Genomic DNA, 25,230 nt, shown 5'->3' with positions numbered 1-25,230 from the left:
GGAGAGTGACGCGGGGAGTCTGCACTTAACCTGACTACGCGGTTGCTCGGGCGGCCGGGAACGTCACCTCGACATGACCGCGGCGGTCAGCGACCGCGCGGACCTCCACACCGGCCGAGGCGGCGATACGCCGGACCACGGGCAGCCCCAGCCCGTACCCGTCGCCGCCGGTCACCCCCGCTTCGAAGACCCGGTCGACGTCCGCCGGATCGAATCCGGGGCCGTCGTCCAGGACATCGACAACGACGGCCTCGCCCTGGTCGCGTGCGGTGATCCACACCCGGGACTTCCCATGTCGCAGGGCGTTGTCCAGCAGGGGTGACAGCAGCGACACGGCGACGTCGGCCGCCACGGCGACCTCGACCGCCGCGGGAAAGGCGACCTCGACCGCACGGCCGGCGATCGCCTGCCGCGTGGCGGAGCGCAGGTCGCACCGGGTTCCCTTGTCCGTCCGTGCTCGCGCGGCGCGCAGAAGCGTCGTGATCGCCGTACCGAGGCGGTCGACCTCGCTCAGCACCGCCTCCGGCGGCACTGGCTCGCCGGAGATCTGCGCCAGCTGCGCTTCGGCCCGCAGGACCGTGAGCGGTGTCCGCAGCTCGTGGGCGATCTCATCGGTGAGCCGGCGCTCGTCCGCCAGCGCGTTGTCCACGCGCTCCAGGAGGTTGTCCAGGGTTCGCCCCAGTTCCCCGAACTCGTCGCGGGGCACACCGAGGTCGAAGCGGCGCCCGGGTTCGTGCCGGCCCCAGTCGTCGGCGAGGGCGGCCATTTCGTGCACGACCCGCAGCGCGCGGTGCACCACGAGGTGTGCGACACCGCCCGCGAGGAGGACCGTGAGGCCGCCCAGTACCAGCGACAGGGTCAGGCTGCGCTGCTCGGATGTCTCGTAGGGCGTGAGGTCCACCCGGACGATCACCATGACGTGGTGACCGTCGACCGGTACCTTTCGCGCGTACAAGAGGTAATCGCCGACCGACGCGGTCCGTGATCGCCCCGAGTCCGCCAGCTCCTCGACGCGGCCGACCAGGCTCGGCGGGACGTCTCCGTCGATCAGGCGGCCGTCGCCATACACCCAGGCGACCTCGTCCAGCGCCTCGCTGCTGTTCTCCGTCAGTACGACACGGCCGCCTTCGGCGGTGACGTTCGCCGCGACCGCCTCGGCGCGAGTGCGCGCCAGGTCGTGCGCGTCGGCGTCCGTCACGCGGCTGAGCAGGACGTGCGAGACCACCACCAGGATCGCCACGACGGCGGTGGCGATCAGCATGGTGAGCGCGACGACCCGCTTGCGGAATCCCGTCACTGCCATCGGTAGCCCACGCCGCGGACGGTCGCCAGCCGTTCGGCCACACCCAGCGGACCGAGCTTGGCCCGCAGCCGCCGCACATAGGAGTCGAGGGTGTTGTCGCTCACCCGCGCCCCGTGCGGCCAGCCGGACGCGACGAGGGCGTGGCGGCGCACCACGTCGCCCTGCGAGGCGATCAGGCGGCCCAGCAGCCGGAACTCGGTCGGCGTCAGGCTCTCGGTCACCGACCCGTGGGTCACCACGTGCTTCGCCGGATCGAGGAAGACCTCGCGCGGTGAGGGCGCCACGGCGGCCCGCCGCAGCAGCGCACGGACGCGGACCAGCAGTTCCGGGATGTCGAAGGGTTTGGTCATGTAGTCGTCGGCGCCGGCCTCGAAGCCGCCCACCTTGTGATGCAGGCCGTCCAAGGCGGTGAGCATCAACACCGGTGCGTCGACCCCGCGAGCCCGCAGGGCCAGGCAGACGTCGCGGCCGTCGGCGTCCGGGAGCCCGAGATCCAGGACGACCAGATGGGGTGCCGGTGCGAGCTGCCGCAGCAGGCTGTCGGCCGTGGCGGCGACGGAGACCGTGTGGCCATCGTGCTCCAGGGCGCGCTTGAGGACGCCGCGGACCGCCGCGTCGTCTTCACACACCATGATGAAAGCCACCCGCCGACCCTAGATACTCCCCTCCCGGTTCTCCATCTTCCCTGGTCAGCAGCCTGATGGTCAGGAGTAGTCCGCTGGTGCCGCACGGCCCTGTCCTGTGCCACGACCCCCTTCACCCGCGCGGTCGCAGCCATCGGTACGCCCGCCGCACTCCGGTGAGAGGCTGCACGCACCGGTTTTCCGGCGGCCGGCCGGGGCCCGCGATGGGCTGGGCGATGGGTCACCCCGCGGAGGGACCGACCCGTACGACTCGGCTGGCGGCTGTCTTCTGGAACAGGCCGTAGGCGAGTACCGGGAGCAGTAGGTGCGGTTTGTCCGGGAGCACGGCGGTGATCAGTACGGCGCCGGCGCTGCTGTTGTTCATGCCGCAGGCGAGGGTGAGCGAGGACGCGGCGGGCGGGTCCAGCCGCAGCAGCCGCGCCGCGCAGCGGCCGAGCACGAACGAGAGCTGGCAGACCAGTGCCGCCACGCCCAGCGCGGCGCCCAGCAACAGCGGACGTGGCCGGGCGACGAAGGTGCCGAGGGCGCCGCTGGCGTTGACGTACGTCAGCACCAGCGAGCCGGCCAGCGCCGCGGGCACCACCGCCCCCAGCGCCCGGCCGTGCCACGACGTGGGCAGGACGAGCCGGACCAGGATGCCCGCCGCGCAGGGCAGAACCACGCCGACGAAGGTGAAGCCACGGCCCGCGGTGCGGACACCCATGGCGAGCGAGCCGGCGTAGCCGCCGCTGAGCAGCGGAGACAGCAGCTCGACCACGAGCGGTGTGGTGAGGGGGCTGACGAGGGTGGAGGCGAGGACCAGTCCGACCATGGTCGGCTGGTCGCCGTCGCCCTTGCCGGACCACACCGTGGCGCCGGCCGCCACGGGCATCGCGACGATCAGCATCATCGCGGCGATCAGGCCGCTGCCGCCGTCGGTGTCCGGCGAGGCGTGCAGCAGGACCGCGACGCACGGGATGACCAGCAACGGGATCGCCAGATGCAGCGCGAGCCCGGCCAGCAGTGCACTCGGGCGCCGCAGTACTCGGCCCAACTCCCGGAGGGAGACTTGGAGTCCGGATGAGAACAAGACCAGCCACAGCAGACATGGTGCGGTGGACACGGGCATTCGGATCAGCGGTCCGAGCGGCAGTTCGTGTAGGTGGCGCAGCCACAGGCCGGGGCCCGGCACGAGCAGGGCTGCGGCGTAGGAGAGGACGACGGCCCGGCCCAGACGGCGGCGCAGCCAGGCGCTCGCACGGTCCGTGGGCGCCGGACGGGCGGTGGGATCGGGTGGGTGCATCGCGGTCTGCTTCCGTCGCGGGGGGGGGAGCGGGACGGAAGACCGCCATGCGCAGACCGTACGCGTGTGTGCGGTGAACCGTGGTGGGCCCACGGAACGGACGGAGCGGCAGTCAGGGTGTGTTCAGGCAGCCGGCGCCACGGTGGGCAACCGTCATCCGGCGTCCTCCCCCCGCACTCTGCGAGCGCCAAGGGGGACACCGTGACGTCGAGGTGGTCCGCCGGAGGCAGGTCACCGACGTAGAGGAGGCAGCGTGCGTTGGGGTCGTCGAAGCCGTCGTTGAACTGACCGGTCATGCGCACGGTGGAGTCCGTGGTCTGGGTGAAGGTGACTCTGCCACCGAGCATGTCGGTAGAGGTGACGTCGCCGATCATCTCTCGCTCTTTCTGCCGTGGACCTCCCGAACGGAGGCCCTGCACTGCTGAAGAACGGCTCGATCCCTGGAAGGTCTGTGGGCCGACCGGGCGAAGAATTGAATGAGTCTCACGGCGCAGGAGTTCGGCGTCTGCCATGCGAAGACCGGGTCCGGCGTGTGCGGCACGGTCAGCAGGCGCTGCTGCGATCGATGAGAGGGGCGTACCTCCAGCGGATCACGGCCCAGTACACCCCGGCGCGGAGACGACAGCAGGTTGGTCACGTAGCCGTCGCTCGGCTCGAAGCAACCCCCGCGGATGCGGGAACGACACCGGCGAGCCTGGATCACACGTCCGCGGGACCGTCGGCCAGGGGGTTGGGCAGGGGCAGATAGCGGGCGTCCGCGCCGTCCGCCGCTGTCCAGCGCAGCAGCAGGTTGGTCTTGCCCGGCAGGCTGGGCGTGGTGAGCAGGGCCGGGATCTCCGGCACGCCGTGGCGGGCCAGTTCGCGGCGGGCGGTGGGCCAGGGGGCGAAGCCGGGGTGGTGTTCGGCGAGGGCGGCGGCGATCTCGGTGAGGTGGTTGACGACCAGGCAGTAGACGAGCCGCTCCCAACCGGCCGCACGGGGAACCTCGGGCAGGAGTTTGGCCCCCTCGGCGTCGCGGAACAGCGCCTGGACGGGCGTACCACCGGCGTCCACGGCGACCAGGGTGTTCTGGAGGTGGGCCTCCAGGACGACGCCGTGGGTGTCGAAGGCGGTGAGCGCGGGCGGGACGACCGCGCGCAGGTACGCCGTCCACCAGGCGTCGGGGTCGGACGTGGCGGTCAGCGGGCTGCCGTCGAAGCCCTCGGCGAGCCCGGCGGCGAGCAGCGGAGTGGCGCCCGGCACCAGATGGCCGCGCAGGCCGTCGCGGACGAGGACGGCCAGTTCCTCGAAGGCGAAGGCGGCGGTGCGGTAGCCCCGGTCGCTCAGCCAGGCGGCGGGGCCGGCCATGGCCGCGAAGGCGCCGGTGGCGGCCGTGTCGGTGCGGCGGAGTCTGGCCAGGTCGTGGCGCCACAGACGGCGGATGTCGTTGGTGATGCGGACGTCGAGGCTGAACTTCAGGAACAGGTCGCGCTCGGGCTCGTAAACGGTGCGGACGGCGGCCGTCGGCCACACCACGAAGGGCGTCTCGCCGAGCCGGACCAGGCGGCCGTCCTCGAAGGCGGGGGCAAGGTCGTGGGCGAGGAGGTCGAGCTGCCAGGGGTGGGCGGGCAGCAGCCGGTAGCCGGGCGGCGCGGTGCCGAGGGCGTCCAGGGCACCGGTGTCGCCTTCCCCGGCCACCTGGTCCTCGCGCACGCCGAGCAGCGTCAGCGGGAAGCGACCGTGGGCCTCGGGGGCGTAGCGCAGCCAGGCGTTGGCCGGCCCGCCGCCGCGTGCCTTGGGGGCGGGGTGGTGCGGGTGGCCGGTGATCAGCGACTGCTCGGAGCGCAGATACGGGTCCTCGGGCGCGACGGTGCGGCTGCGGGCGGCGAGGAGCGCGGCGACCGTGTCCCGGCTGTCGATCATCTCGGCGGGCAGGTCGCCGCCGGTCAGGCCGGTGTGCCGGCGCAGTTCCTCCGCGACGAGTTTGACCAGCTCGGTGTGGCCGATGCGGTGCCATCGGTCCCCGGCGCGCACCTCGGGCTCCGCCGGGCGGCGGCCGGGGCGCACCCGCAGCAGCCGGCCGGTGCCGGGCAGCCGGTAGACGGGCCGCTCGCCGGGGTCCGGGACCGGTGTGGCGACCTCGCGCAGCAGGCAGTTGAGCAGGGGCGCCGCCGCGTAGGCGTCGGCGCGCCGGCCGGCGTCGTCGGTGTGAGGCTGGAGGTCCACGCGATCCATTCGTTCGTGCTCGTCGGCGCTTCGGCCGAATTCGTCGGGCTCTTCGACGCCGGTGTCCGCGCCGAGGCGGACCGCGCTGTCCGCCGGTTCTCGTCCGGGGACCGGTCGCGCTCAGTATGGCCCGCGTATCCGACAATCGTGCTCTGAGCTGCCCGTCCCCGAGGAGCCGACGTGTACCACTCTCCCACTGCCGAGGCCGGGATCGCCGAGGAGCTGGCCGCCGTCCGGCCCGCCCTGCTCGGCCGGTACGCGGCCGCGCTGCCGGGGGCCCGGGCGGCGGTGCTGACCCGGCTGTGGCGGGCGCTGGTCCACGAGCCGCTCCCCTGGATCACCGGCCGCGCCACGGACGCCGAGGGGCACGCCCTGCGCCTAACCGGCGGCCGGACGCTGCGCGGCCCGCGCTCCGACCCGTACGCGACCGGCGACCACGTGCGCGCGCTGTGGCTGGACCGCGAGCGCTACGACGATCCCGCGCGCCTGACGGCGGACCTCGCGGTGCCGCACGCGGCCGCCTTCGCCGGGGAACTCGCGGGCAGCGTGGCTTCGCTGGCGCTGTCGCGGGCGGACACCGAGGAGTCCGGGGAGTGGCCCGCGCACGACTGGGAGTGGGAGCAGCGCGTGGTCGACGGCCACCCGTACCACCCCAACTGCCGTTCCCGGCCCGGTTTCTCGGTGGCGGACCAGCTGGCGTACGGTCCGGAGCACCGGCCGGTGGTGCGGCTGGGCACGGTCGCGGTACCGGCGTCGGAGTGCCTGGTGTCGGGCGACTGGCCGGAGGAACTGCGCTCCGGGGGAGATCTGTTGCTGCCGGTGCATCCCTGGCAGGCGACGCATGTGCTGAAGCGGTCGACCGAACCCTGGCGCGCGGCGCACCCGTTGATGGCGCTGCGCACGCTGGCCATCCCGGGGGGTCCTCATGTGAAGACCGCGCTGAGCGCCCGGCTGACCTCCTCGGTGCGGGACATCTCGGTGTACTCGGTGCGGGCGTCGGCCACGCTCTCCTCGTTCGTGACCGAACTGGCGGAGCGCACCAACGGTCTGCTGCACGTCACCCGCACGCTGGGCGCGGCGACCGCCCACTCCCCGGACCTGGCAGCGCAGTTGCGCCAGTCGCCGGAGGCGTACGCGGGTCCGGGTGAGCGAGTGGTGCCGGTGGCGGCGCTGGCCGCGACGGAACTGCCCCGGTCCGCCGCCTGGATGACCGCCTTCACCCGGCTCGCGCTCACCACCGGTCTGCGGCTGCTGGACCTCGGTGTCGCGCTGGAGGCGCACGGGCAGAACCTGCTCGTGGTGCTCGCGGCGGACGACACGCCGCTGCGGCTGGTCTACCGCGATCTGGCGGACATCCGGATCAGCCCGGCGCGGCTTGCCCGGCACGGCATCGCGCCGCCCGCGCTGACCGGGCGTCTGATCTCGGACGACGTCACGGTGTTGCGACGCAAGCTGTTCGGCTCCCTGGTGGCGGGCGCGCTGGCCGGGACGGCCGGTTCGGGCCCGGCGCTGGCCGCCGCGCTGCGGGGCGCGTCGCCCCACCTGCCCCGTACGCCGGATCTGGCCGCGCTGTGCGACGAGCCGCTGCCCGCCAAGGCGTTGACGCTGATGCGGCTGTCGCCCGAGTCGCCGGGTGACCAATGGGCGGCACTGCCACACCCGTTCGTTTTGGAGCGTGGCGCGTCCGGTCAATAGGATCCGCCGATGATCAGAAGACATCGGCTGGCGACGGGCGTCTGTGCCCTGCTCGCGGCCCTGGGAGCCGGGATCGCGTTTCCCGGCGGAGCTGTGGCGGACGAGACGGAGCCACAGGCGGCGGCCCCGAAGGTCGAACTCGTCCTGGACGTCAGCGGTTCCATGCGGGCCCGGGACATCGACGGCGGCTCCAGAATGGCCGCGGCCAAGCAGGCGTTCAACGAGGTTCTCGACGCGACGCCCAAGGAGGTGGAACTCGGCATCCGCACCCTGGGCGCCAACTACCGGGGCAACGACCGCCAGACGGGCTGCAAGGACACCGAACAGCTCTACCCTGTGGGCCCGTTGGACCGGACCGACGCCAAGACCGCGGTGGCGACGCTCTCGCCGACCGGCTGGACACCGATCGGCCCCGCGCTGCTGAAGGCCGCCGACGACCTCCAGGGCGGCGACGGCACCCGCCGGATCGTCCTGATCAGTGACGGCGAGGACACCTGCCAGCCGCTCGACCCGTGCGAGGTGGCCCGCGAGATAGCCGCCAAGGGCATCGGGCTCACCATCGACACCCTGGGCCTGGTGCCGGACGCCAAGACCCGCGACCAGCTCAGTTGCATCGCGGACGCCACCGGCGGCACCTACACCTCCGTCCAGCACAAGGAAGAACTGTCCGACCGTGTCGGCCAGTTGGTGGACCGCGCCGCCGACCCCGTGGTGACCCCGGTGGCCACCGACGGCGCCGCCTCCTGTGCCGCCGCCCCGACGCTGAAGTCCGGACTCTTCACCGACCGCGAGGAGTTCGGCCGCGAGCGCTGGTACAAGGTCGACGTGCGGCCCGGGCAGGAGCTGCGCGCCTCGGTGAGCGTCGCGGACGACCGCGCGGTCTCTCCCGACTACGGCGTGCTGCTGCGCGCGGTGACCGCGAAGGGCCGCGAGATCGTGCGCGGCGAGGCGGCCGGCACCGGCCGCACGGACGTGATCTCCACCGGTCTGCGCTACCCCAAGCCGGACAGTGACGACGACACCGCGACCGCCGAGCCCGTGTGCCTCCAGGTCACCAACTCCTTCTCCGCGGCGCCGGGTGTGAAGACCACGCCGGGTCTGCCGCTGGAGCTGACGGTGGACGTGGTGGACGGTCCGTCCGCGGCGCACGACGTCGCCGCCTTCGGTCTCGGGCGCGGCTGGTGGCTGCTGGGCGCGCTGGTGCTCACCGGCTTCGTCGCCGGTCTGCTGTGGGGCTGGCTGTCGCGCTGGCGGGTCGCGGTCTGGAGGACCAACTGATGCGTTTCACTCATGTGTTGAGCACCGCCGCGCTGGCGCTCGGACTCGCCGCCGCCCCGGCCGTGGCCGACTCCTCCCCCTCGCCGAGCGCGTCCTCCGACGCCAAGGCGCCCACCCAGGCGGGCACGTCGTTCCGTACGGCGGCGGAGATGGACCAGGGGCAGCGGGCCACCGCTTCCGGCTCCACCGGCGACTACTTCTACTGGTCGTTCGCGGCGGACGCGGGACAGCGTCCCACCGTGCGGGCGACGGTGAAGCTGCCGCAGTCCCACGCGGGCCAGACCTGGCAGATCGACGTCTACGACGGTCTGCGCCGCCGCCAGGCGTGCCAGTACGGCGCCGCGACGCGCACCGCCGCGCAGGACGCGCCCACGGTCGAACTGGCCTGTGTGCTGCGCACGGTACGGGCCTGGTCCGAGCCGTGGGCGAACGACCCGCTGCCGGGCACGTACTACATCCGCCTGACGGCGCTGAACCTCTCCTCCGCCGACCTCGGCAAGCCGGTGAGCACCGAAGTGCGCGCCGACTCCAAGGACATCGGCGGCGCGGCGGCGGTCGACGGCTCGCTCGCCAAGCCGCTGGTGCCGGGCATCGCGGTCACGTCGCGGGCGGAGGACGACGGTTCGAAGCCGGCCGTGCTCTCCGGCATCGAGCCGGACGACGGCTGGTCCTCCAACTGGTGGTCCGACCGCTGGGTGTGGACGGCGATCGGCGGCGTGCTGGCCGCGCTCGCCGGCATCGGCGGGTACGCGCTGACGCGCGGCTCGGGACGGCCGTACCGGGTGCCGCCGGGCGCCTGAGGTCCGCAGCCGGTGATCGAGGCCGAAGGCCCGCCCCCGTGGCGGGCCTTCGGTCGTTCCCGGGGCTCACTCCTCCCGGAGCGCCTTGCCCAGCGGGCTGTCGCCGGTCACGGCGATCCGCCCGGCCCGTATCCCTTCGGGGACCGTCAACTCCCCCCGGACGACGGCCGTGCACGTCCCCTCGTCCATCACGAGCCGGGCGTCGGCGCCGCCGGGCGCGGGGCCGTCGCCGTAGACCGGTCCGGTTTCGGTGCCGAGGTTCAGGTGGAAGTTCCCCTCATCCAGGCCGACTTCCAGCGTCCCGGGTCCGGTGTCCACTCCGCGCAGCGCGGTCAGCAGGGGCAGCGCGAACCAGTGGGCGCGCACGGCGTCGGTGGGGCGCCGCTCCTCCAGGCCGTCCCGGCCCCACTCCCCCAGCGCCTGGAGCACGGGCAGCAACCCGCTTCCGTGCGGGGTGAGTTCGTAGACGTAGGCCGCGCCGGGCGGCGGGAGGCGGCGGCGGGCGGCGAGGCCGTCGCGCTCCATGTCCTTCAGGCGGGAGGCGAGGACGTCGGTGCTCACCCCGGGGAGGTCGGCGTGCAGATCGGTGTAGCGGCGCGGACCGGCCAGCAGTTCCCGGACGATCAGCAGGGTCCAGCGGTCCCCGACGAGGTCGAGGGCGCGGGCCGCGGAGCAGTACTGGTCGTAGCGTCGGCGAGGTGGCATGGGACGCAGTCTAGACAGTTCGTTGGACTTTCCAAGCTCCTGCTTGGTAAAACCAAGTGACACCAGACGGCGAAGGGTTGCGGCGCATGGAGTTCCGGCAGTCGAACAAGCTCAGTGAGGTCTGCTACGAGATCCGTGGCCCGGTGATAGAGCACGCCGACGCGCTGGAGGAGGCGGGGCACAGCGTGCTGCGCCTGAACACCGGCAACCCGGCCGTCTTCGGGTTCGAGGCACCTGAGGAGATCCTCCAGGACATGATCCGGATGCTGCCTCAGGCGCACGGCTACACCGACTCGCGCGGCATCCTCTCCGCCCGCCGCGCCGTCGCCCAGCGCTACCAGGGCCTCGGTCTGGAGGTTGACGTGGACGACGTCTTCCTGGGCAACGGCGTCTCGGAACTGGTCTCCATGGCCGTCCAGGCCCTGGTCGAGGACGGCGACGAGATCCTCATCCCGGCCCCGGACTTCCCGCTGTGGACCGCCGTCACGACGCTGGCCGGCGGAAAAGCGGTCCATTACATCTGCGACGAACAAGCCGAGTGGACCCCCGACCTGGCCGACATGGAGTCCAAGATCACGGACCGCACCAAGGCCGTGGTCATCATCAACCCGAACAACCCGACCGGCGCGGTCTACCCCAAGGAGATCGTCGAGGGCATCCTCGACCTCGCCCGCCGCCACGGCCTCATGGTCTTCGCCGACGAGATCTACGACCAGATCCTCTACGACGGCGCCGTGCACCACTCGGCCGCCGCCCTCGCCCCCGACCTGGTCGTCCTCACCTTCTGCGGCCTCTCCAAGACCTACCGGGTCGCGGGCTTCCGCTCGGGCTGGCTGGTGGTCACCGGACCCAAGCAGCACGCGAAGAACTACCTGGAGGGCCTGACCATGCTGGCCTCCATGCGGCTGTGCGCCAACGCCCCCGCGCAGTACGCCATCCAGGCAGCGCTCGGCGGCCGGCAGTCCATCCGCGACCTCACCAGCCCCGGCGGGCGCCTCCACGAGCAGCGCGACGTCGCCTGGGAGAAGCTGAACGAGATCCCCGGTGTCTCCTGCGTGAAGCCCAAGGGCGCCCTGTACGCCTTCCCGCGCCTCGATCCCAAGGTTCACAAGATCCACGACGACGAGCGCTTCGTCCTGGACCTCCTCCTCCGCGAGAAGATCCAGGTCGTCCAGGGCACCGGCTTCAACTGGCCCACCCCCGACCACTTCCGCATCCTCACCCTCCCCCACGCGGACGACCTGGAGGCGGCGATCGGCCGGATCGGACGGTTCCTGAGCGGGTACCGGCAGTAGCCGGACCGGCGCGGCCGGCGTTGTCGGACCCCGGCCGTACGCTTCGAGACGGGTCCGCCGTACGGGCAGGCCCGTTCGGAGTGGTGCGGGAGCGGAGGGAGCCGGTCGTGGGAGGACCGCCGAGCGCCGCGCAGCGGCGGGTCATCGAGGGGGCCGATCCGGAGACGGGGCGGCTGCGGGGGACGCGGACGCAGCTCGCCGCGCTGGTGAAGCGGGGGCTGGCGTTCCGGCACCCGAGGCCGCCGCACGATCACTTCCTGACCCCGGCGGGGCAGCGGATACGGGAGCAGGAGCCGGCCGCCACCACGGAGGCACCTGCTTCCGGCGGGGTCTTCGCGGCGCGGCTCGGCGGCGAGGAGGCGCCGGTCTCCGGTCCCGCGCGGCTGCGCGAGGTGCGCGGCGCCTGGCAGGGGCTCCTGGAGATGCGCCGGATGACCAACCGGGACGGCGCCACGGACCGCCCGTGCGGCTGGGAGCGGACCCATCTCGTACGGGCCGCCGCGCTCGCGCTGGAGGCGGCCGGGCACGAGCCGGAGGGCCCGGAGATGTCCGGTTACCGGGTGCGCGCCACCCCGCAGCCGGAGGCGGTCGCCGTGTACGCCCCGGACGAGGAGGCGCTGCGTGCCTGCGCGGCCACCCTGGAGGAGGCCGGCTGGCAGCCCGGCGTGTACACCGAGCCCCGTACCCGCGTGCGCTATCTGCTGGCGTCCCCGCGCCGGGTGTGAGCCGCGTGCCAAGATCGGGTGACCGGAGAAGTCCGACGCGAGAAGGGGACGCAGTGCCCGAACCGTTTTCCGTCCGTGTGACCGTCCGCGGCTACGAGACCGACACCCAGGGCCACCTCAACCAGGCGGTCTACCTCAACTACGCCGAGCACGCCCGCTGGTCCCTGCTCCAGGCGGCCGGGATCAGCCAGGCTCGCCTCGTCGGCCGGGGTGTGGGACCGGTCGCCCTGGAGACCACGATCCGCTTCCGGCACGAACTGCTCGCCGGTGACGAGACCGACGTGACCTGCGCGTTCGAGTGGTCCGAGGGCAAGACCTTCCGCATCCGCCAGGAGATACGCAAACTCGACGGCACCCTCGCCGCCGAGGTCACGGCGGTGGGCGGTCTGATGGACCTGGAGCGGCGGAAGCTGGTCACCGACCCGCGCGAGGTGTTCAAGGAACTGGCCACGGACCTCGACGTGTTCGGTCTCTGAGCACCCCACGCGTCAGCCGTCCGGGCACCCTCACTCCCCGTCCGCGATCCGTGCCAGCCGCCGTGCCTCGGCCCGGGTCGCGCGGGCGACGGCCTCCTCGTCCACGTGCAGCAGTCGCCCGTCCGCCACGATCTGCCGCCCGCCGACGAACGACGCCGTGACCGGGGCCGCCGCGCCCAGGACCAGGGCGGCCACCGGGTCCGCGATGGAGGCGTGGGCGAGGGTGTCCATACGCCACAGGACCAGGTCGGCCAGCTTGCCGGGCTCCAGGGAGCCGATCTCCCGGGAGCGGCCCAGGACCTGGGCACCGCCGAAGGTGCCGAGGCGGAGGGCCTGGCGGGCGGTGAGGGCGGACTCGCGGTGGGGGCCGAGGCGGCCCACGAGGAGGGCGTTGCGCAGTTCGGTGTGGAGTTCGCCGGACTCGTTGGACGCCGTGCCGTCCACGCCGAGCCCCACCGGGACGCCCGCGCGGAGCAGGTCGGGGACGCGCGCGATGCCGGCCGCGAGGCGGGCGTTGGAGGAGGGACAGTGGGCGACGCCCGTGCCGGAGCGGGCGAAGGCGGCGATGTCGGAGTCGTTCATGTGGACGCAGTGCGCCATCCACACGTCCTCGCCGAGCCAGCCGGTGGACTCGAAGTAGTCGGTCGGGCCCATGCCGAACAGCTCGTGACAGAACTTCTCCTCCTCCACCGTCTCCGAGCCGTGCGTGTGCAGCCGCACACCGAGCCGTCGCGCCAACTCGGCGCCGTCCCGCATCAGTTCGGTCGAGACGGAGAAGGGTGAGCAGGGCGCGACCGCGACCTGCGTCATCGCGCCGAAGGACGCGTCGTGGTGCTCGCGCACCGTCGCCTCCGTGGCCGCCAGCGCGTCGCCCAGGGACTCCACCGCGAAGTCCGGGGGCAGCCCGCCGTCCGACTCGCCCCGGTCCATCGAGCCCCGGGCCAGGGTGAAGCGCACACCGGTGTCGCGGGCGGCCCCGATGATCGCCCCGGAGAGGTCGCCAGTGCCCCGCGGATACACGTAGTGGTGGTCCATCGCGGTGGTGACGCCGCCGCGCGCCATCATCGCGAGGGAGCCCTGCGCTGCCGCACGGACCATGTCCTCGTCCAGGCGCGCCCAGGTCGGATAGAGCGCGACCAGCCAGTCGAAGAGGTTGTGGTCGGTGGCCAGACCCCGGGTGAGCCACTGGTAGAAGTGGTGGTGGGTGTTGACCAGGCCGGGGGTCGCGAGGTGCCCGGTGGCGTCGATGCGACGGCCGACGTCGCTCAGCCCCTCGGGCGCCGGTCCCGCGCCGACCGACTCGATCCGGTCGCCCACGAGGACCACATGCCCCGAGGCGTACTCGGTGTCGTCGGCGTCGACGGTCGCGATCGCGCAGTTCTCGATGACGATGCGCTCGGCTGCTGCCACGGGTGCGTCCTTTGCGCTCGGAGAGCCGAGAGAGCCGGAAGACGGCTCGGGGATGGCTCGGGTTGGCTCAGAGGTTGGTGAGGTCCACCGGGATCGCGGCCTCGCGCCCCTCCCGGAGCACGGTCGCCTCGATGAGGCCGTAGGGCCGGTCGGCGGCGAGGTACACCTCGTTGTCGTTCGTCAGCCCGAAGGGTGCGAGGTCGACCAGGAAGTGGTGCTTGTTCGGCAGCGAGAGCCGGATCTCGTCGATCTCGTCGCGCGTCTTCAGCACCTGGGAACCCATCGCGTAGAGGGTCTGCTGGAGGGAGTACGAGTACGTCCCCGCGAAGGCCGTCAGCAGATGGCGCCGGGTCTCCTCGTACGAGACGTCCCAGTCGGGTGCCTTGCCCTCGCCGGTCCAGCCGTACCGCCAGCGGGCGGTGACCTCGGTGGCCAGCACGCGGTCGTACGCCTCGGGGAGGGTCGTGTACTCGTCCTTCGCGTATCCCCAGAACTCGGAGTCGGTCGAGTTGAGCACCACCAGGTCCGCGAGGCCCGAGACGACCTCCCACGCCGAGCCGTCGTAGGTGATCTGGGCGAGCCGGGTCTCCTGGTTCTTGCGGACGAAGGAGTGGCCGCCGTCCGGGGCGCCGGGCAGCGCGATCCGCTCCCAGGCGTACTCCTCGATGCGGATACGGGCGCGCCCGATCGCCTCCTGCGAGGTGACGAAGTGCCGGGCGAGAAGGATGCCGAACGCCTCGGCGGACTCGACGCCGTGCTTCTTGGCGAAGGCGTACACCGTGTTCTTGGTGGTGTCGGTCGGCAGGACGCTGGCGTTGGAGCCGGAGTAGTGGACCTCGTCCATCGCGCCGCTCAGCGTGACGGAGACGTTGAGGTCCTTGATGTGGTGGGTGGAGCCGTCGCGGGTGATCCGGACGACCCGGTTCTCGGCCTTGCCGTACTGGTTCTGCCCCAGCAGGGCGGGACCGGCGGGGCGGGACACATCTGCCATGGTGCTAACTCCCTCGGTATACGGAGTAGCCGAACGGGCTGAGCAGCAGCGGTACGTGGTAGTGCTCGCCGGGGCGTACGGCGAAGGTGACGGTGACCTCGGAGAAGAAGGCGGACGCCCCCGCCCCGGTCCTGGCGAGGTACGGCTCCACGGCGAAGTCGAGCCGTACCGCGCTCGTGCCCTCGGGCGGATCGGGCAGGTCGCGGCAGCGGCCGTCGGCGTCGGTGGCCCCGGTGCCCGCCTCCCGCCACTGGGCGTCGGGCGCGGCGCGGGCGAGGAGCCGTACGGCGATGCCCTCGGCGGGACGCCCGGCGGCGGTGTCGAGGACGTGGGTGGAGACGGAGGTCGTGGGCATGGGTCACGCGTCCTTGGCGACGAGGCGGGTCAGCCGGATGCGGTTGATCCTGCCCAGTTCGGCGCGGGCGATCTCCCTCTCGCGCTCCGGTGTGTTGCCGATCCGCTCCTTCAGGGCGTCGCGCATCCGCTCGGCGGTCAGTCCGGTGGCGCAGATCAGGAAGACGTGGCCGAACCGTTCCTGGTAGGCGAGGTTCAGCTCCAGCATCTCGGCGCGCAGGTCGTCGGAGGCGCCCGCCATGCCGCGCTGCTCGCGGGCGGAGGCGGGGTCGCCGGGCTTGGGGCGGCCGATCGGGGGGTGGCCCGCGACGGCCTCGGTGAGGCCGGTCTCGTCCAGCTCGGCCAGGGCGGTGTCGGCGGCGGCGTACAGCTCGTCCGGGCCGGCGTAGGGCCGGGCGGCGAGCAGGCGGCGGACCCACTCGGTGGCGGCGCAGACCTCGTGGAGGGCGGCGCGGGCCGCCGGTTCCTCCAGGGCGTTGAACCGGGCCAGACCCGGGGGTGTCGCTGGCGAAGTCACGGGCGCCTCCGTGGCCGCTCGGGCCGTCGTGCCGGACGAGGTGCGGTCAGCTAACGCCCGGCGGCGACGGCACGTCAACACTTTGTTGAAAATTCCGGGTTAACAGAGCCCGGAAGGCGGCGCGGTCCCCGCACGGCTCACGACGCCCTCAGCGGCCCTTTTCCCGGTTGAGGTAGTTGTAGATGGTGAAGCGGCTGACGCCGAGCGCTCCGGCCACGGTCTCCACCCCGTGCCGTACGGAGAAGGCGCCCCGCGCCTCCAGCGTCCGTACGACCTCCTGCTTGGCCTTGCGGTCCAGGTCGGCCAGCGGACGGCCCTGTCCGCGCTCCATGGCGGCGAGGATGTGGTCCAGGGAGTCCGCGAGCTGGGGCAGCCGTACGGCGACGACGTCGGCGCCCGCCCAGGCGAGGACCACGTCGTCGGGACCCGCCTCGTCCGGCGGGAGGAGCCGGCCGCCCATGGCGTCGACCAGCGGTTTCACGGCCGCGATGAAGGGCTCGTCCGGTGTGCCGGTCATCTGCCCTCCTCCTCCGCGCCGATCACGTTGACCTGGAGGGAGATCCGGGTGGCGCCCGCGCCGAGAGTGCGGCGCAGCACCTCGTCCAGGGCGGCGAGCACCCCGTCGGCGCTGCCCTCGACCGTGTTGCCGAACGGCCCCACGTCCACGGCGTCGAGCCCGGCGCCCTCGATGACCTCGCGGGCCACCAGCGCGTGCGCGGGAGCCTCGTCCAGGTCGAAGGGTTCGGTGGTGAACTCCGCCCTCAGTCTCACGTACGCCCCCTGACGTGGTGGATCGCGCAGTGGGCCCCGGCCGGCGTGGCGTGCCCCTGCCGTTCGGTGACGACCTTAACGGAGGGCGCGGGGGCGGGGGCCGGCGGCCGTTACCGAGGACCGGTGGAACTCCGGCCCCGCGGAGTGCGGTCCGCGGGGCCGGCCACGTCACTTCGGCAGCTCGCTCTCGTCGGTCGCCCAGGTGGTGTCGGGCACCGTGGCCAGGCGGAAGTCCAGCCTGCCGCCCGAGCGGAGGACGTCCGGGCCGAGCCAGGAGCGGGTGAGCGGGTGCCCGTTGCGGCGTACGGCGTCTATGTAGAGGTGGGTGTCGTCGGCGTCGGGGGCGGTGACGACGAGGTCGCGGTGGTGCGGGCGGGCGACGGTCGCCTTGGGGAAGAGCGGGGCGCCGAGCAGGAGGGTGGCGCGGCCCGGGGTCTCGGGGTAGACGCCGAGGGCGGAGAAGACGTACCAGGCGGACATGGTGCCGAGGTCGTCGTTGCCGGGCAGCCCGCCGGGGCCCGTGGTGTAGACGGTGTCGAGGATCTGGCGGACGGTGGCCTGGGTCTTCCAGGGGGCGCCGAGGGCGTTGTAGAGCCAGGGGGCGTGGATACCGGGCTCGTTGGTGGGGTCGTAGCGCAGGGGGTCGCCGCCGCGCACCGACCATGAGCCGTCCGGCTTGTGGAAGAACCCGTCCAGCCGGGCCTCGGCCTGCGCGCGGCCGCCCATCGCCTCGGCGAGACCCTGGACGTCCTGCGGGACCATCCAGGTGTACGTGGCGCTGGTGCCCTGGGCGAAGCCGAGGTCGCCGCCCGGGCTGAACGGCGTGACCCAGGAGCCGTCGAGGCGGCGGGCCTGGATGTAGCCGGTGTCCGGGTTGAAGACGTTGCGCCAGTAACCGGCGCGCTCGGTGAAGGACCCCGCGTCCTGCGTGCGGCCGAGCAGCTTCGCCCACCGGGCGAGTCCGAAGTCCGCGACCGAGTCCTCCAGGGTCTCGGCGGCGCCGCCCCAGCAGTGGCACACGTCCTGGGCGGCGTAGTGCGAGGTCATGTACTGGGCGAGGTTCGGTCGTTGCCCCTCGCACTGGCCGGGGCAGCCCGCGTCGGAGAGGTCGGCGGGGGTGGGGACGGTGGCCTGGTGGACGAGGGAGGCGTAGGCGCCGTCGTAGTCGAAGTTGCGCACTCCCATGGCGTAGAAGGTCGCCAGGGTGGCGGCCGAGGGGTCGCCGGTCATCACGTGGGTCGCGCCGCTGATGTGGACCCAGCGGTCCCACACTCCCCCGTTCTGCCGGGCGAAGTTGTACAGCGACTGCGCGAAGTCGCCGGCGACGGTGGGCCGTAGCAGGGCGAGCAACTGGATCTGCGCGCGGTACTGGTCCCAGCCGGAGAAGTTGCCGTACTGCGCCCGCTGTCCGCGCGCGAGCCGGTGCACGGCCTGGTCCATGCCGACGTAGCGGCCGTCGGTGTCGCTGATCAGGTTGGGCTGCATCAGGGAGTGGTAGAGCGCGGTGTAGAACGTCGTGCGGCGGGCCGTACTGCCGCCCTGCACCCGCACGGTGCTCAGCTCGCGGTCCCAGGCGCGCGCCCCGGCGGCTGCCACGTCGGACACGCTCGCGTGCGGGACGATCTCGTGGCGGAGGTTGGCCTCGGCGCCCGCGAGGCTGACGTAGGAGATGCCGATCCGCATGTGGACATCGTTGTCAGCGCGCGTGTCGAAGCCGACCCAGCCGCCGGAGCCGCGTCCCGCCCGGTCGTTGCCGGTGGCGTATCCCTCGCCGCCGTCCGCCGAGGTGCCGCCCGGGGAGAGCGTGCCGTCGTGCCAGGTGCCGGTGGTGGCGAAGTCGCGGTCGAAGGTCGCGCTGAAGTGGAGGCGGTAGTAGCTCTTGCGGTTGTTGGTCCCGCCGTTGGCCCGGCGGCCGCAGAACGCGCCGGTCAGCACCCAGCCGGTCACCTTGCGGTGGGCGGCGTCGATCTCGACGTGCGCGTCCTCGCTGCCGTTGAGGGAGTTGGACACGCGGAACAGCAGACTGGCCGGGCGGTCCGCCGGGAAGCTGAAGTCGGCGACCCCCGCGCGCTCGCTCACGGCCAGGTCGGCGGAGGCGCCGGAGGCGAGGCCGAGGGTGTAGCGGCCGGGTACGGCCTTCTCGTCGGCGTGGGAGAAGTCGGCGGCGTACACCGCGTCTCTGGTGTCGGCGCTCGGCGAGGAGGTCACGTCCCCGACGAACGGCATGATCGGCACGTCCCCCGCCGCACCGGGGTGGCATCCGGCGCCGTTGACGTGGGTGAGGCTCAGTCCGCGTATCCGGGTGGTGTTGTACGCGTAGCCGTTCGCCGCCGCGGTGTTGGTCTGGTCTCCGGCGGTGCTGGTAGGCGACCAGGCGATCATGCCCTGGGGGAGAGTGGCGCCGGGGAAGGTGTTGCCGCCGTTGGCGGAGCCGAGGAGCGGGTCCACGAGCCGTGACAGCGGTTCCTGGCCGGTCGCCGCCACGGCCGGGAAGGGTGCCGCCGCGGCGAGGGCGGTGGTGACCGCCGCTACGGCTGTGCGCGTACCGAGCCGTCTCGTCGCACGCGCTAGCAGATGACGCATCGTCAAGTCACCTTTCGGGAAAGGACAGTGGGCGTCGCGAGGCTAGAGGGGGGACCGGTGCGGGGGAAGGGTGCGGGAGCTGCGGACGATGAAGCCTGGGCGAACTCTTGCGGTGGCCCTCCGGGGGTGGTCTGCGCCGAGCGCGCGGCGAACTCTTCCGTGCCCTCCCCGGAGTGGGGTGCGCCGGGCGCACGGCGTGGACTGCTCGGGCGGGTACGTGGCGAACTCTCGCGGCCCCCGGGGTGGGAGGTGACCGGCGCACGGCGTGGAGTGCCGCGACGCGCGCGGCGAACCCTTGCGGGTCGCCCTCCCTGGCCGGTCTGCGCCGAGGCGCGCGGTACGGACCCCTCCGACGTGCGCGCCCCCGTCGTCGGCAGGAGGCTGGACCCATGGCCGCACCGCACCACCCCCACATCGTCGTCCACGCCCCCGCCCTCGACGGCTCCCGCCGGGTCACCGAGGGCGACGTCACCCTCGGCCTCGCCTCCCACCTCGACGACGTGATCGAGATCCTCCGCATGGCCGACCTGGACCGCGTCGAGGTCGAGGAGAGCGACCTGATCGACTGGCAGGGGGGTGGGCCGGACGAGTGGCCGGGGTTGTCGGAGCCGGAGCCGGAGCCCTGACGGGCGGCCCGACACGTCGCTCCACATCAGCCGGTCACCGCACCTGGCCACGCCTGATCAGACGCTCGCGGCCACGTCGAAGTCCATTGCCGACGGCCCCGGGGGCAGGCGTGTACACGACGACGCACGCCTCCGGTATCGCCTCGTAGGGTCACTCGAGCACCAGCTCGGTCTCCCCGGGCGGCGGATCACCCACACGGGTCCGCAGGGCGAGACGCGAGTGGTCCAGACGGATGGAGCGAGCGGCCTGATACCGCCAGACCGTCATGGTGCCGTCCAGGGAGGTCACCCGGCGCCCGTCGGACAGGAGCAGACCCACGCGGAGGCCGGACTGCCGTCGTGCCGGCGCGTCCTGCCGACGGGTGCGGCGGAAGACCGCCAGGTGCAGGGTGACCGACCGGGGCCACACGGACCAGCCGGTCAGCAGCACACGGCTCCCGGTCCGGACCCGGCCGGTTCGGCCTGGGGAACGCGCACCGGCGCGTACCGGCCCACGGGCGGGGTGTACCGCCCGTCGTCCGGGTGCGGCGGCCGCAGCGCGGCCAGTACGGCACGCGCCTCGACCGGCTCGTCCGCCAGGACCAGATCGTCGAAGAATCCCATGCGCGGAGCGTGACACACGCCACTGACGACGCCCGGCGCGACGACGGACCACCCAACCTCAAATCAACCTCTGAACCCGCCCGAGAATGCTTCAACCGCCCTCCGGGACGGGCAGATTACGTCCACGCGGGGCCCGCCGGGACGGGGGCGGCGAGGTCCCGCACGGGGGACTCGTGGGGCGCGGCCCGGCCGGTCGGGCCACGGGGGTGGCCGCGCCCCACGGGATGCCGGGCCCTCGGCGGCCCCACGGGATGCCTGACCCCTCGGCGGCCCCGGCCGGGCAAGCCCCGATCAGTCCCCGCGGACCTCCCCGTACGTCTCGCGCAGCTCCACCTTCCGCACCTTGCCCGAGACGGTCATCGGGAACGCCTCCAGGATCTGGAGACGGCTCGGGATCTTGTAGTGGGCGAGCCGGTCGCGGCAGTAGGCGTGCAGCTCGTCCAGGGTGAGCGGATCGGCCGGGTCGTGCGGGACGACGCAGGCGAGGACCTCCTCGCCGTAGCGGTCGTGGGGGACGCCGACCACCTGGACGTCGCGGATCTTGGGGTGGCCGTAGAGGAACTCCTCGATCTCGCGCGGGTAGACGTTCTCGCCACCCCGGATGATCATGTCCTTGATGCGCCCGACGATCTCGACGTACCCGTCCTCGCGCATGACCGCGAGGTCCCCGGTGTGCATCCAGCGCCCCGCGTCGATCGCCTCGGCGGTGCGCTCGGGCTCGTCCCAGTAGCCCAGCATCACGCTGTAGCCACGGGTGCACAACTCGCCTGCCGTCCCACGGGGCTGGGTGACGCCCGTGGCCGGGTCGACGACCTTCACTTCCAGGTGGGGCAGGACGCGGCCGACGGTGCCGCAGCGGTGTTCCAGGTCGTCGTCCACTCGGGTCTGGAGGGAGACCGGGGAGGTCTCGGTCATGCCGTAGCAGATGGAGACCTCCGCCATGTGCATCTCGGCGACGACCCGCTTCATCACCTCGACGGGGCAGGGGGAGCCCGCCATGATGCCGGTGCGCAGGGTGGAGAGGTCGTACTCCGCGAAGTCGGGGAGGTTCAACTCCGCGATGAACATGGTGGGTACGCCGTACAGCGAGGTGCAGCGCTCCCGCTGGACCGCGTCCAGGGTCGCCTTCGGCTCGAAGGACGGGGCGGGGATGACGATGCAGGCGCCGTGCGAGGTGGCCGCCAGGTTGCCCATCACCATGCCGAAACAATGGTAGAACGGGACGGGAACGCAGACTCGGTCCCGCTCCGTGTAAGAAACCAACTCCCCGACGAAGTAGCCGTTGTTGAGGATGTTGTGGTGGGAGAGGGTGGCCCCCTTCGGGAAACCGGTCGTCCCCGAGGTGTACTGGATGTTGATCGGGTCGTCGCAGGACAACTCGGCGTCACGGGAGTCCAGTTCGACGGTGCCCAACCGCTCACCCCGTGCGCCGAACTCCTCCCAGCCCGGCTCCCCGAAGTACACCGCCTCCCGCAACTGCGGGCACCTGCCGCGCACTTCCTCCACCATCGCGCGGTAGTCGCTGGTCTTGTGAGCCGGGGTGGCGAACAGCAGGGAGACGCCCGCCTGCCTGAGGACGTACTCGACCTCGTGGGTGCGGTAGGCCGGGTTGATGTTGACCATCACGGCGCCGACGCGGGCGGTGGCGTACTGCACCAGCATCCACTCGGGGCAGTTGACCGCCCAGACGCCGACGCGGTCACCCTTGGCCATCCCGCTCGCGAGCAGGGCGCACGCCAACCGGTCGACGTCGGCGGTGAATTCGGCGTAGGTCCAGCGCCGCCCCGAGGGCACGTCGACCAGCGCCTCCCGGTCGGGCCAAGTGGCCGCCGTGCGCGGGAGGTTCGCGCCGATGGTGTCGCCGAGCAGGGCGGTGCCGCCCGTGCCGTGCGTGTACGACAGGGCAGCGGTCACCGGAAGTCCTCCTCGCGGTACTCGTTGTCCGAACCCGCCGCCGTGGCCTCGCGCAGTTCGATGCGGCGGATCTTGCCGGAGATGGTCTTGGGCAGCGGGCCGAACTCCAGCCTGCGCAGCCGCTTGTAGGGCGCGAGCACCTCACGGGAGTGCTCGAAGAGGGTCTTCGCGGTGCCGGGTCCGGGCTCCCAGCCCTCGGCGAGGACGACGTACGCCTTCGGCACGGCGAGCCGCAGTTCGTCCGGCGCGGGCACCACGGCGGCCTCGGCCACCGCCTCGTGCTCCAGCAGCGCGCTCTCCAGCTCGAAGGGGCTGATCTTGTAGTCGGACGCCTTGAAGACATCGTCCGCGCGCCCGACATACGTAAGATAGCCGTCTTCGTCCCGCGACCCGATGTCCCCCGTACGGTAATAGCCGCCGGCCATCGCCTCCTCCGTGCGCTCCGGGTCACCGTGGTAACCGGTCATCAGGCCCACCGGGCTCTCGGACAGGTCGAGCGCGATCTCACCCTCGGCGGCGCCGGGCGCGCCCGTCACCGGGTCGAGGAGTTCGATGCGGTAGCCGGGTCCGGGACGGCCCATGGATCCCGAACGGAGTTCCTGTGCGGGGCTGTTGGCGATCTGGACGGCGGTCTCGGTCTGCCCGAAGCCGTCCCGCACGGTGACGCCCCAGGCGCGCCGCACCTGCTCGATGACCTCGGGGTTGAGCGGCTCCCCCGCGGCGACCGCCTCCCGGGGCTTCGTGGCGAGCTGGGTGAGGTCTGCCTGGATGAGCATCCGCCACACGGTGGGCGGCGCGCAGAAGGTGGTGACCCCGGCCCGGTCCATCTCGGCCATCAGCCGGCCGGCGTCGAAGCGGCTGTAGTTGACGACGAAGACGGTCGCCTCGGCGTTCCACGGCGCGAACAGGTTCGACCAGGCGTGCTTGGCCCAGCCGGGCGAGGAGATGTTGAGGTGCACGTCCCCGGGCTTGAGGCCGATCCAGTACATGGTCGCGAGGTGGCCGACCGGGTACGAGGTGTGGGTGTGCTCGACCAGCTTGGGCTGGGCGGTGGTACCCGAGGTGAAGTACAGCATCAGCGGGTCGTCGGCGAGGGTCGGGCCGTCCGGCAGGAACTCCGGCGCGAGCGCGTACGCGTCCTCGTACGGCTCCCAGCCCTCCTCCGGCAGGCCGCCGACCGAGATGCGGGTGTAAGTCCCGGGCACCTCGTCGAACTTGGCGGTGTCGGCGGCCCGTACGACCACGTGCTTGACGTCGCCGCGCGCGACCCGGTCGCGCAGGTCGGCGGGACCGAGCAGCGGGGTGGCGGGGATGACCACGGCGCGCAGCTTCATCGCGGCGAGCATGGTCTCCCACAGCTCGGCCTGGTTGCCGAGCATGACGAGGACACGGTCACCGGCGGCGACGCCCCGCTCGCGCAGATGGTTCGCGACCCGGGACGAGCGGGTGGCCAGGTCCGCGAAGGAGAGCCGGGTCTCGCCGCCGTCCTCCTCGACGATGTGCAGGGCGGTGCGGTCGTTGCCGTCCGCGATCACGTCGAACCAGTCCAGCGCCCAGTTGAAGTGCTCGGGCCGGGGCCAGCGGAAGCCCTCGTAGGCGGCCTGGTAGTCCTCCCGGTTCTCCAGCAGGAAATCGCGGGCGCTGCGGAACAGCTCCGTCGGCGTCGTCATCGGAGTTCTCCTTCGGGGATACCCCGGCCTTCAGGCCGGGGAGGAAACGAAGCTCCTGCGGAGCAGGGCAGGGAAAGGCCGTCTGCCTCCAGAGCGGACCGGTGTCCACCGACCACCGCCCAACAACTCCTGCTCACATGGGAGTCGATAGCATGTGAGGCATGGCGGAGCAGGTCAAGCCGGCTTTCAAGTACCGCTTCTACCCCACGGACGAGCAGGCAACTGAGCTGTCGCGCACGTTCGGCTGCGTCCGCCTCGTGTACAACAAGGCGCTGGAGGAACGTACGCGCGCCTGGTACGGCGAGCAGCGGCGCATCTCGTACCCACAGTCCTCGGCGGCGCTGACAGAATGGAAGAAGACCGAGGAACTCGCCTTCCTGGCGGAGGTGTCCTCCGTTCCGCTTCAGCAGGCGCTGCGGCATCTTCAGACGGCGTTCGTAAATTTCTTCGCCAAGCGCGCCGAGTACCCTCGGTACAAGAGCCGAAAGAAGTCCCGCGCGTCCGCCGAGTACACCCGTTCCGCCTTCAAGTGGCGCGACGGGCACCTCACCCTGGCGAAGATGGCTGCCCCGCTGGACATCCGCCGGTCGCGCCCCCTGCCCGAGGGGGTGGAGCCGACGACGGTGACCGTGTCCCGCGACAGTGCCGGACGCTGGTTCGTCTCGATGCTGTGCGACGACCGCATCGCTCCGGCCCCCGCCACGACGGACGCAGTCGGCATCGACGCAGGCATAACAAGCCTCGTGACCTTGTCGACCGGAGAAAAGGTCACCAACCCGCGCCACGAGCGCCGCGACCGCGCCCGGCTCGCCAAGGCGCAGCGGGAGCTGTCGCGGAAGGCGAAGGGATCGGCGAATCGGGAGAAGGCCCGGCGCCGCGTCGCGAAGGTCCACGCGCGGATCGCCGACTGCCGCCGGGACTTCCTGCACAAACTGACCACTCGGCTCGTCCGTGAGAACCAAACGGTCGTGATCGAGGATCTCACCGTCCGCAACCTGCTGAAGAACGGCAAACTGGCGCGTGCCATCTCGGACACGTCGTGGACGGAACTGCGCTCCATGCTGGAGTACAAGTGCGCCTGGTACGGGCGTGAACTCGTCGTGATCGACCGCTTCTTCCCCAGCTCCAAGCTGTGCGGGGCGTGCGGCACGGTCCGCGGGAAACTTCCGCTGAACGTCCGCGAGTGGACGTGCGACTGCGGCACCGTGCACGACCGCGATGTGAACGCGGCACGCAACATCCTGGCCGCCGGGCTGGCGGCATCTGCCTGTGGAGACGGTGTAAGACCTCAACGGGAGTCCTCCCGGACGGGGCAGTCGTCGGTGAAGCAGGAAACCCAGCGGGCGACCGCTGGAATCCCCTGCCTCTAGGCGGGGGATGAAG

Annotated in this window: 24 protein-coding genes; 8 read left to right on the top strand and 16 right to left on the bottom strand. The window is 72.2% G+C overall.

What is annotated here, in order from left to right:
- Positions 1 to 34 precede the first annotated feature (34 nt).
- From ACWEEU_RS05030 to ACWEEU_RS05015, 4 genes are all read right to left on the bottom strand, one after another.
- Positions 35 to 1,303 (bottom strand): sensor histidine kinase, encoded by a 1,269-nt coding sequence (locus tag ACWEEU_RS05030; RefSeq protein WP_451728593.1) that lies wholly within the window; start codon positions 1,301 to 1,303, stop codon positions 35 to 37.
- Positions 1,294 to 1,947, bottom strand: coding sequence for a response regulator transcription factor (locus ACWEEU_RS05025; RefSeq protein WP_451728590.1), 654 nt, complete (start codon positions 1,945 to 1,947; stop codon positions 1,294 to 1,296). Before ACWEEU_RS05025 ends, ACWEEU_RS05030 begins: the two co-directional genes overlap by 10 nt.
- A 220-nt stretch (positions 1,948 to 2,167) precedes the next feature.
- Positions 2,168 to 3,229, bottom strand: coding sequence for a sodium-dependent transporter (locus tag ACWEEU_RS05020; RefSeq protein WP_451728587.1), 1,062 nt, complete (start codon positions 3,227 to 3,229; stop codon positions 2,168 to 2,170).
- 699 nt (positions 3,230 to 3,928) lie between these two features.
- Complete coding sequence (locus ACWEEU_RS05015) at positions 3,929 to 5,443, bottom strand: IucA/IucC family protein (protein ID WP_451728584.1); 1,515 nt, start codon at positions 5,441 to 5,443, stop codon at positions 3,929 to 3,931.
- Positions 5,444 to 5,614: 171 nt separating this feature from the next.
- Here ACWEEU_RS05015 and ACWEEU_RS05010 point away from each other — a divergent pair, with 171 nt between their 5' ends.
- From ACWEEU_RS05010 to ACWEEU_RS05000, 3 genes are read left to right on the top strand one after another with little or no spacing between them, the layout of a single operon-like run.
- Positions 5,615 to 7,129 carry an IucA/IucC family protein gene (locus ACWEEU_RS05010; RefSeq protein ID WP_451728581.1) on the top strand — a complete coding sequence of 505 codons (1,515 nt, stop codon included), beginning with the start codon at positions 5,615 to 5,617 and terminating at the stop codon, positions 7,127 to 7,129.
- A 9-nt stretch (positions 7,130 to 7,138) separates the two neighbouring features.
- The gene (locus tag ACWEEU_RS05005; protein ID WP_385740295.1) at positions 7,139 to 8,407 is read left to right on the top strand and encodes a VWA domain-containing protein; all 1,269 of its coding nucleotides are present in this window, start codon (positions 7,139 to 7,141) and stop codon (positions 8,405 to 8,407) included.
- A complete protein-coding gene (locus ACWEEU_RS05000; RefSeq protein ID WP_385740298.1) occupies positions 8,407 to 9,207 on the top strand; it encodes a hypothetical protein in 801 nt (266 codons plus the stop codon). The genes ACWEEU_RS05005 and ACWEEU_RS05000 overlap by 1 nt, the downstream gene beginning before the upstream one ends.
- Positions 9,208 to 9,273: 66 nt before the next feature.
- Here ACWEEU_RS05000 and ACWEEU_RS04995 read toward each other — a convergent pair whose 3' ends face one another.
- Positions 9,274 to 9,912 (bottom strand): winged helix-turn-helix transcriptional regulator, encoded by a 639-nt coding sequence (locus ACWEEU_RS04995; protein WP_451728577.1) that lies wholly within the window; start codon positions 9,910 to 9,912, stop codon positions 9,274 to 9,276.
- A gap of 86 nt (positions 9,913 to 9,998) precedes the next feature.
- Here ACWEEU_RS04995 and ACWEEU_RS04990 point away from each other — a divergent pair, with 86 nt between their 5' ends.
- The 3 genes from ACWEEU_RS04990 to ACWEEU_RS04980 all read left to right on the top strand — a co-directional run bounded on the left by ACWEEU_RS04990 (position 9,999) and on the right by ACWEEU_RS04980 (position 12,408).
- The gene (locus tag ACWEEU_RS04990; RefSeq protein ID WP_385740304.1) at positions 9,999 to 11,207 is read left to right on the top strand and encodes a pyridoxal phosphate-dependent aminotransferase; all 1,209 of its coding nucleotides are present in this window, start codon (positions 9,999 to 10,001) and stop codon (positions 11,205 to 11,207) included.
- 107 nt (positions 11,208 to 11,314) lie between these two features.
- Positions 11,315 to 11,932 (top strand): hypothetical protein, encoded by a 618-nt coding sequence (locus tag ACWEEU_RS04985; RefSeq protein WP_451728573.1) that lies wholly within the window; start codon positions 11,315 to 11,317, stop codon positions 11,930 to 11,932.
- Between the two features lie 53 nt (positions 11,933 to 11,985).
- On the top strand, positions 11,986 to 12,408 hold the full coding sequence (locus tag ACWEEU_RS04980; RefSeq protein ID WP_451728570.1) for an acyl-CoA thioesterase: 423 nt from the start codon (positions 11,986 to 11,988) through the stop codon (positions 12,406 to 12,408).
- Between the two features lie 30 nt (positions 12,409 to 12,438).
- Here the strand turns inward: ACWEEU_RS04980 and ACWEEU_RS04975 are convergent, their stop codons facing one another.
- The 7 genes from ACWEEU_RS04975 to ACWEEU_RS04945 all read right to left on the bottom strand — a co-directional run bounded on the left by ACWEEU_RS04975 (position 12,439) and on the right by ACWEEU_RS04945 (position 19,034).
- Positions 12,439 to 13,818 carry an 8-oxoguanine deaminase gene (locus ACWEEU_RS04975; RefSeq protein ID WP_451728567.1) on the bottom strand — a complete coding sequence of 460 codons (1,380 nt, stop codon included), beginning with the start codon at positions 13,816 to 13,818 and terminating at the stop codon, positions 12,439 to 12,441.
- Between the two features lie 67 nt (positions 13,819 to 13,885).
- The gene (gene pucL / locus ACWEEU_RS04970; RefSeq protein WP_385740316.1) at positions 13,886 to 14,809 is read right to left on the bottom strand and encodes a factor-independent urate hydroxylase; all 924 of its coding nucleotides are present in this window, start codon (positions 14,807 to 14,809) and stop codon (positions 13,886 to 13,888) included.
- Positions 14,810 to 14,813: 4 nt separating this feature from the next.
- Positions 14,814 to 15,164 (bottom strand): hydroxyisourate hydrolase, encoded by a 351-nt coding sequence (uraH, locus tag ACWEEU_RS04965; protein WP_385740319.1) that lies wholly within the window; start codon positions 15,162 to 15,164, stop codon positions 14,814 to 14,816.
- Positions 15,165 to 15,167: 3 nt separating this feature from the next.
- On the bottom strand, positions 15,168 to 15,680 hold the full coding sequence (gene uraD, locus ACWEEU_RS04960; protein ID WP_451728562.1) for a 2-oxo-4-hydroxy-4-carboxy-5-ureidoimidazoline decarboxylase: 513 nt from the start codon (positions 15,678 to 15,680) through the stop codon (positions 15,168 to 15,170).
- A gap of 148 nt (positions 15,681 to 15,828) precedes the next feature.
- Positions 15,829 to 16,197, bottom strand: a complete 369-nt coding sequence (locus tag ACWEEU_RS04955) for a helix-turn-helix domain-containing protein (protein ID WP_451728559.1) — start codon at positions 16,195 to 16,197, stop codon at positions 15,829 to 15,831.
- Positions 16,194 to 16,451: a hypothetical protein gene (locus ACWEEU_RS04950; RefSeq protein WP_199584663.1), complete on the bottom strand. Its 258-nt coding sequence runs from the start codon at positions 16,449 to 16,451 to the stop codon at positions 16,194 to 16,196. The genes ACWEEU_RS04955 and ACWEEU_RS04950 overlap by 4 nt, the downstream gene beginning before the upstream one ends.
- 168 nt (positions 16,452 to 16,619) lie before the next feature.
- Entirely contained in the window at positions 16,620 to 19,034 is a 2,415-nt protein-coding gene (locus ACWEEU_RS04945) for a GH92 family glycosyl hydrolase (protein WP_451728556.1), read from the bottom strand.
- Between the two features lie 389 nt (positions 19,035 to 19,423).
- On the opposite strand from ACWEEU_RS04945, the gene ACWEEU_RS04940 reads away from it, so the two are divergent.
- A complete protein-coding gene (locus ACWEEU_RS04940; RefSeq protein WP_385740332.1) occupies positions 19,424 to 19,660 on the top strand; it encodes a hypothetical protein in 237 nt (78 codons plus the stop codon).
- A gap of 151 nt (positions 19,661 to 19,811) precedes the next feature.
- On the opposite strand, the gene ACWEEU_RS04935 is transcribed toward ACWEEU_RS04940, so the two are convergent.
- The 4 genes from ACWEEU_RS04935 to ACWEEU_RS04920 all read right to left on the bottom strand — a co-directional run bounded on the left by ACWEEU_RS04935 (position 19,812) and on the right by ACWEEU_RS04920 (position 23,847).
- A complete protein-coding gene (locus tag ACWEEU_RS04935) occupies positions 19,812 to 20,090 on the bottom strand; it encodes a hypothetical protein (RefSeq protein ID WP_451728552.1) in 279 nt (92 codons plus the stop codon).
- Positions 20,081 to 20,263: a hypothetical protein gene (locus tag ACWEEU_RS04930; RefSeq protein WP_451728549.1), complete on the bottom strand. Its 183-nt coding sequence runs from the start codon at positions 20,261 to 20,263 to the stop codon at positions 20,081 to 20,083. Before ACWEEU_RS04930 ends, ACWEEU_RS04935 begins: the two co-directional genes overlap by 10 nt.
- A 291-nt stretch (positions 20,264 to 20,554) precedes the next feature.
- Positions 20,555 to 22,177, bottom strand: coding sequence for an AMP-binding protein (locus ACWEEU_RS04925; RefSeq protein WP_451728546.1), 1,623 nt, complete (start codon positions 22,175 to 22,177; stop codon positions 20,555 to 20,557).
- Positions 22,174 to 23,847 (bottom strand): AMP-binding protein, encoded by a 1,674-nt coding sequence (locus ACWEEU_RS04920; protein WP_451728543.1) that lies wholly within the window; start codon positions 23,845 to 23,847, stop codon positions 22,174 to 22,176. Before ACWEEU_RS04920 ends, ACWEEU_RS04925 begins: the two co-directional genes overlap by 4 nt.
- 161 nt (positions 23,848 to 24,008) lie before the next feature.
- Here ACWEEU_RS04920 and ACWEEU_RS04915 point away from each other — a divergent pair, with 161 nt between their 5' ends.
- Positions 24,009 to 25,217: an RNA-guided endonuclease InsQ/TnpB family protein gene (locus ACWEEU_RS04915; RefSeq protein WP_451728539.1), complete on the top strand. Its 1,209-nt coding sequence runs from the start codon at positions 24,009 to 24,011 to the stop codon at positions 25,215 to 25,217.
- The last annotated feature ends 13 nt before the right edge of the window (positions 25,218 to 25,230 follow it).

The organism is Streptomyces sp. NPDC005004 (genome assembly GCF_053600675.1).
Note: the sequence above shows the minus strand (reverse complement) of the source record. Positions and strands in the feature narration are given on the sequence as shown.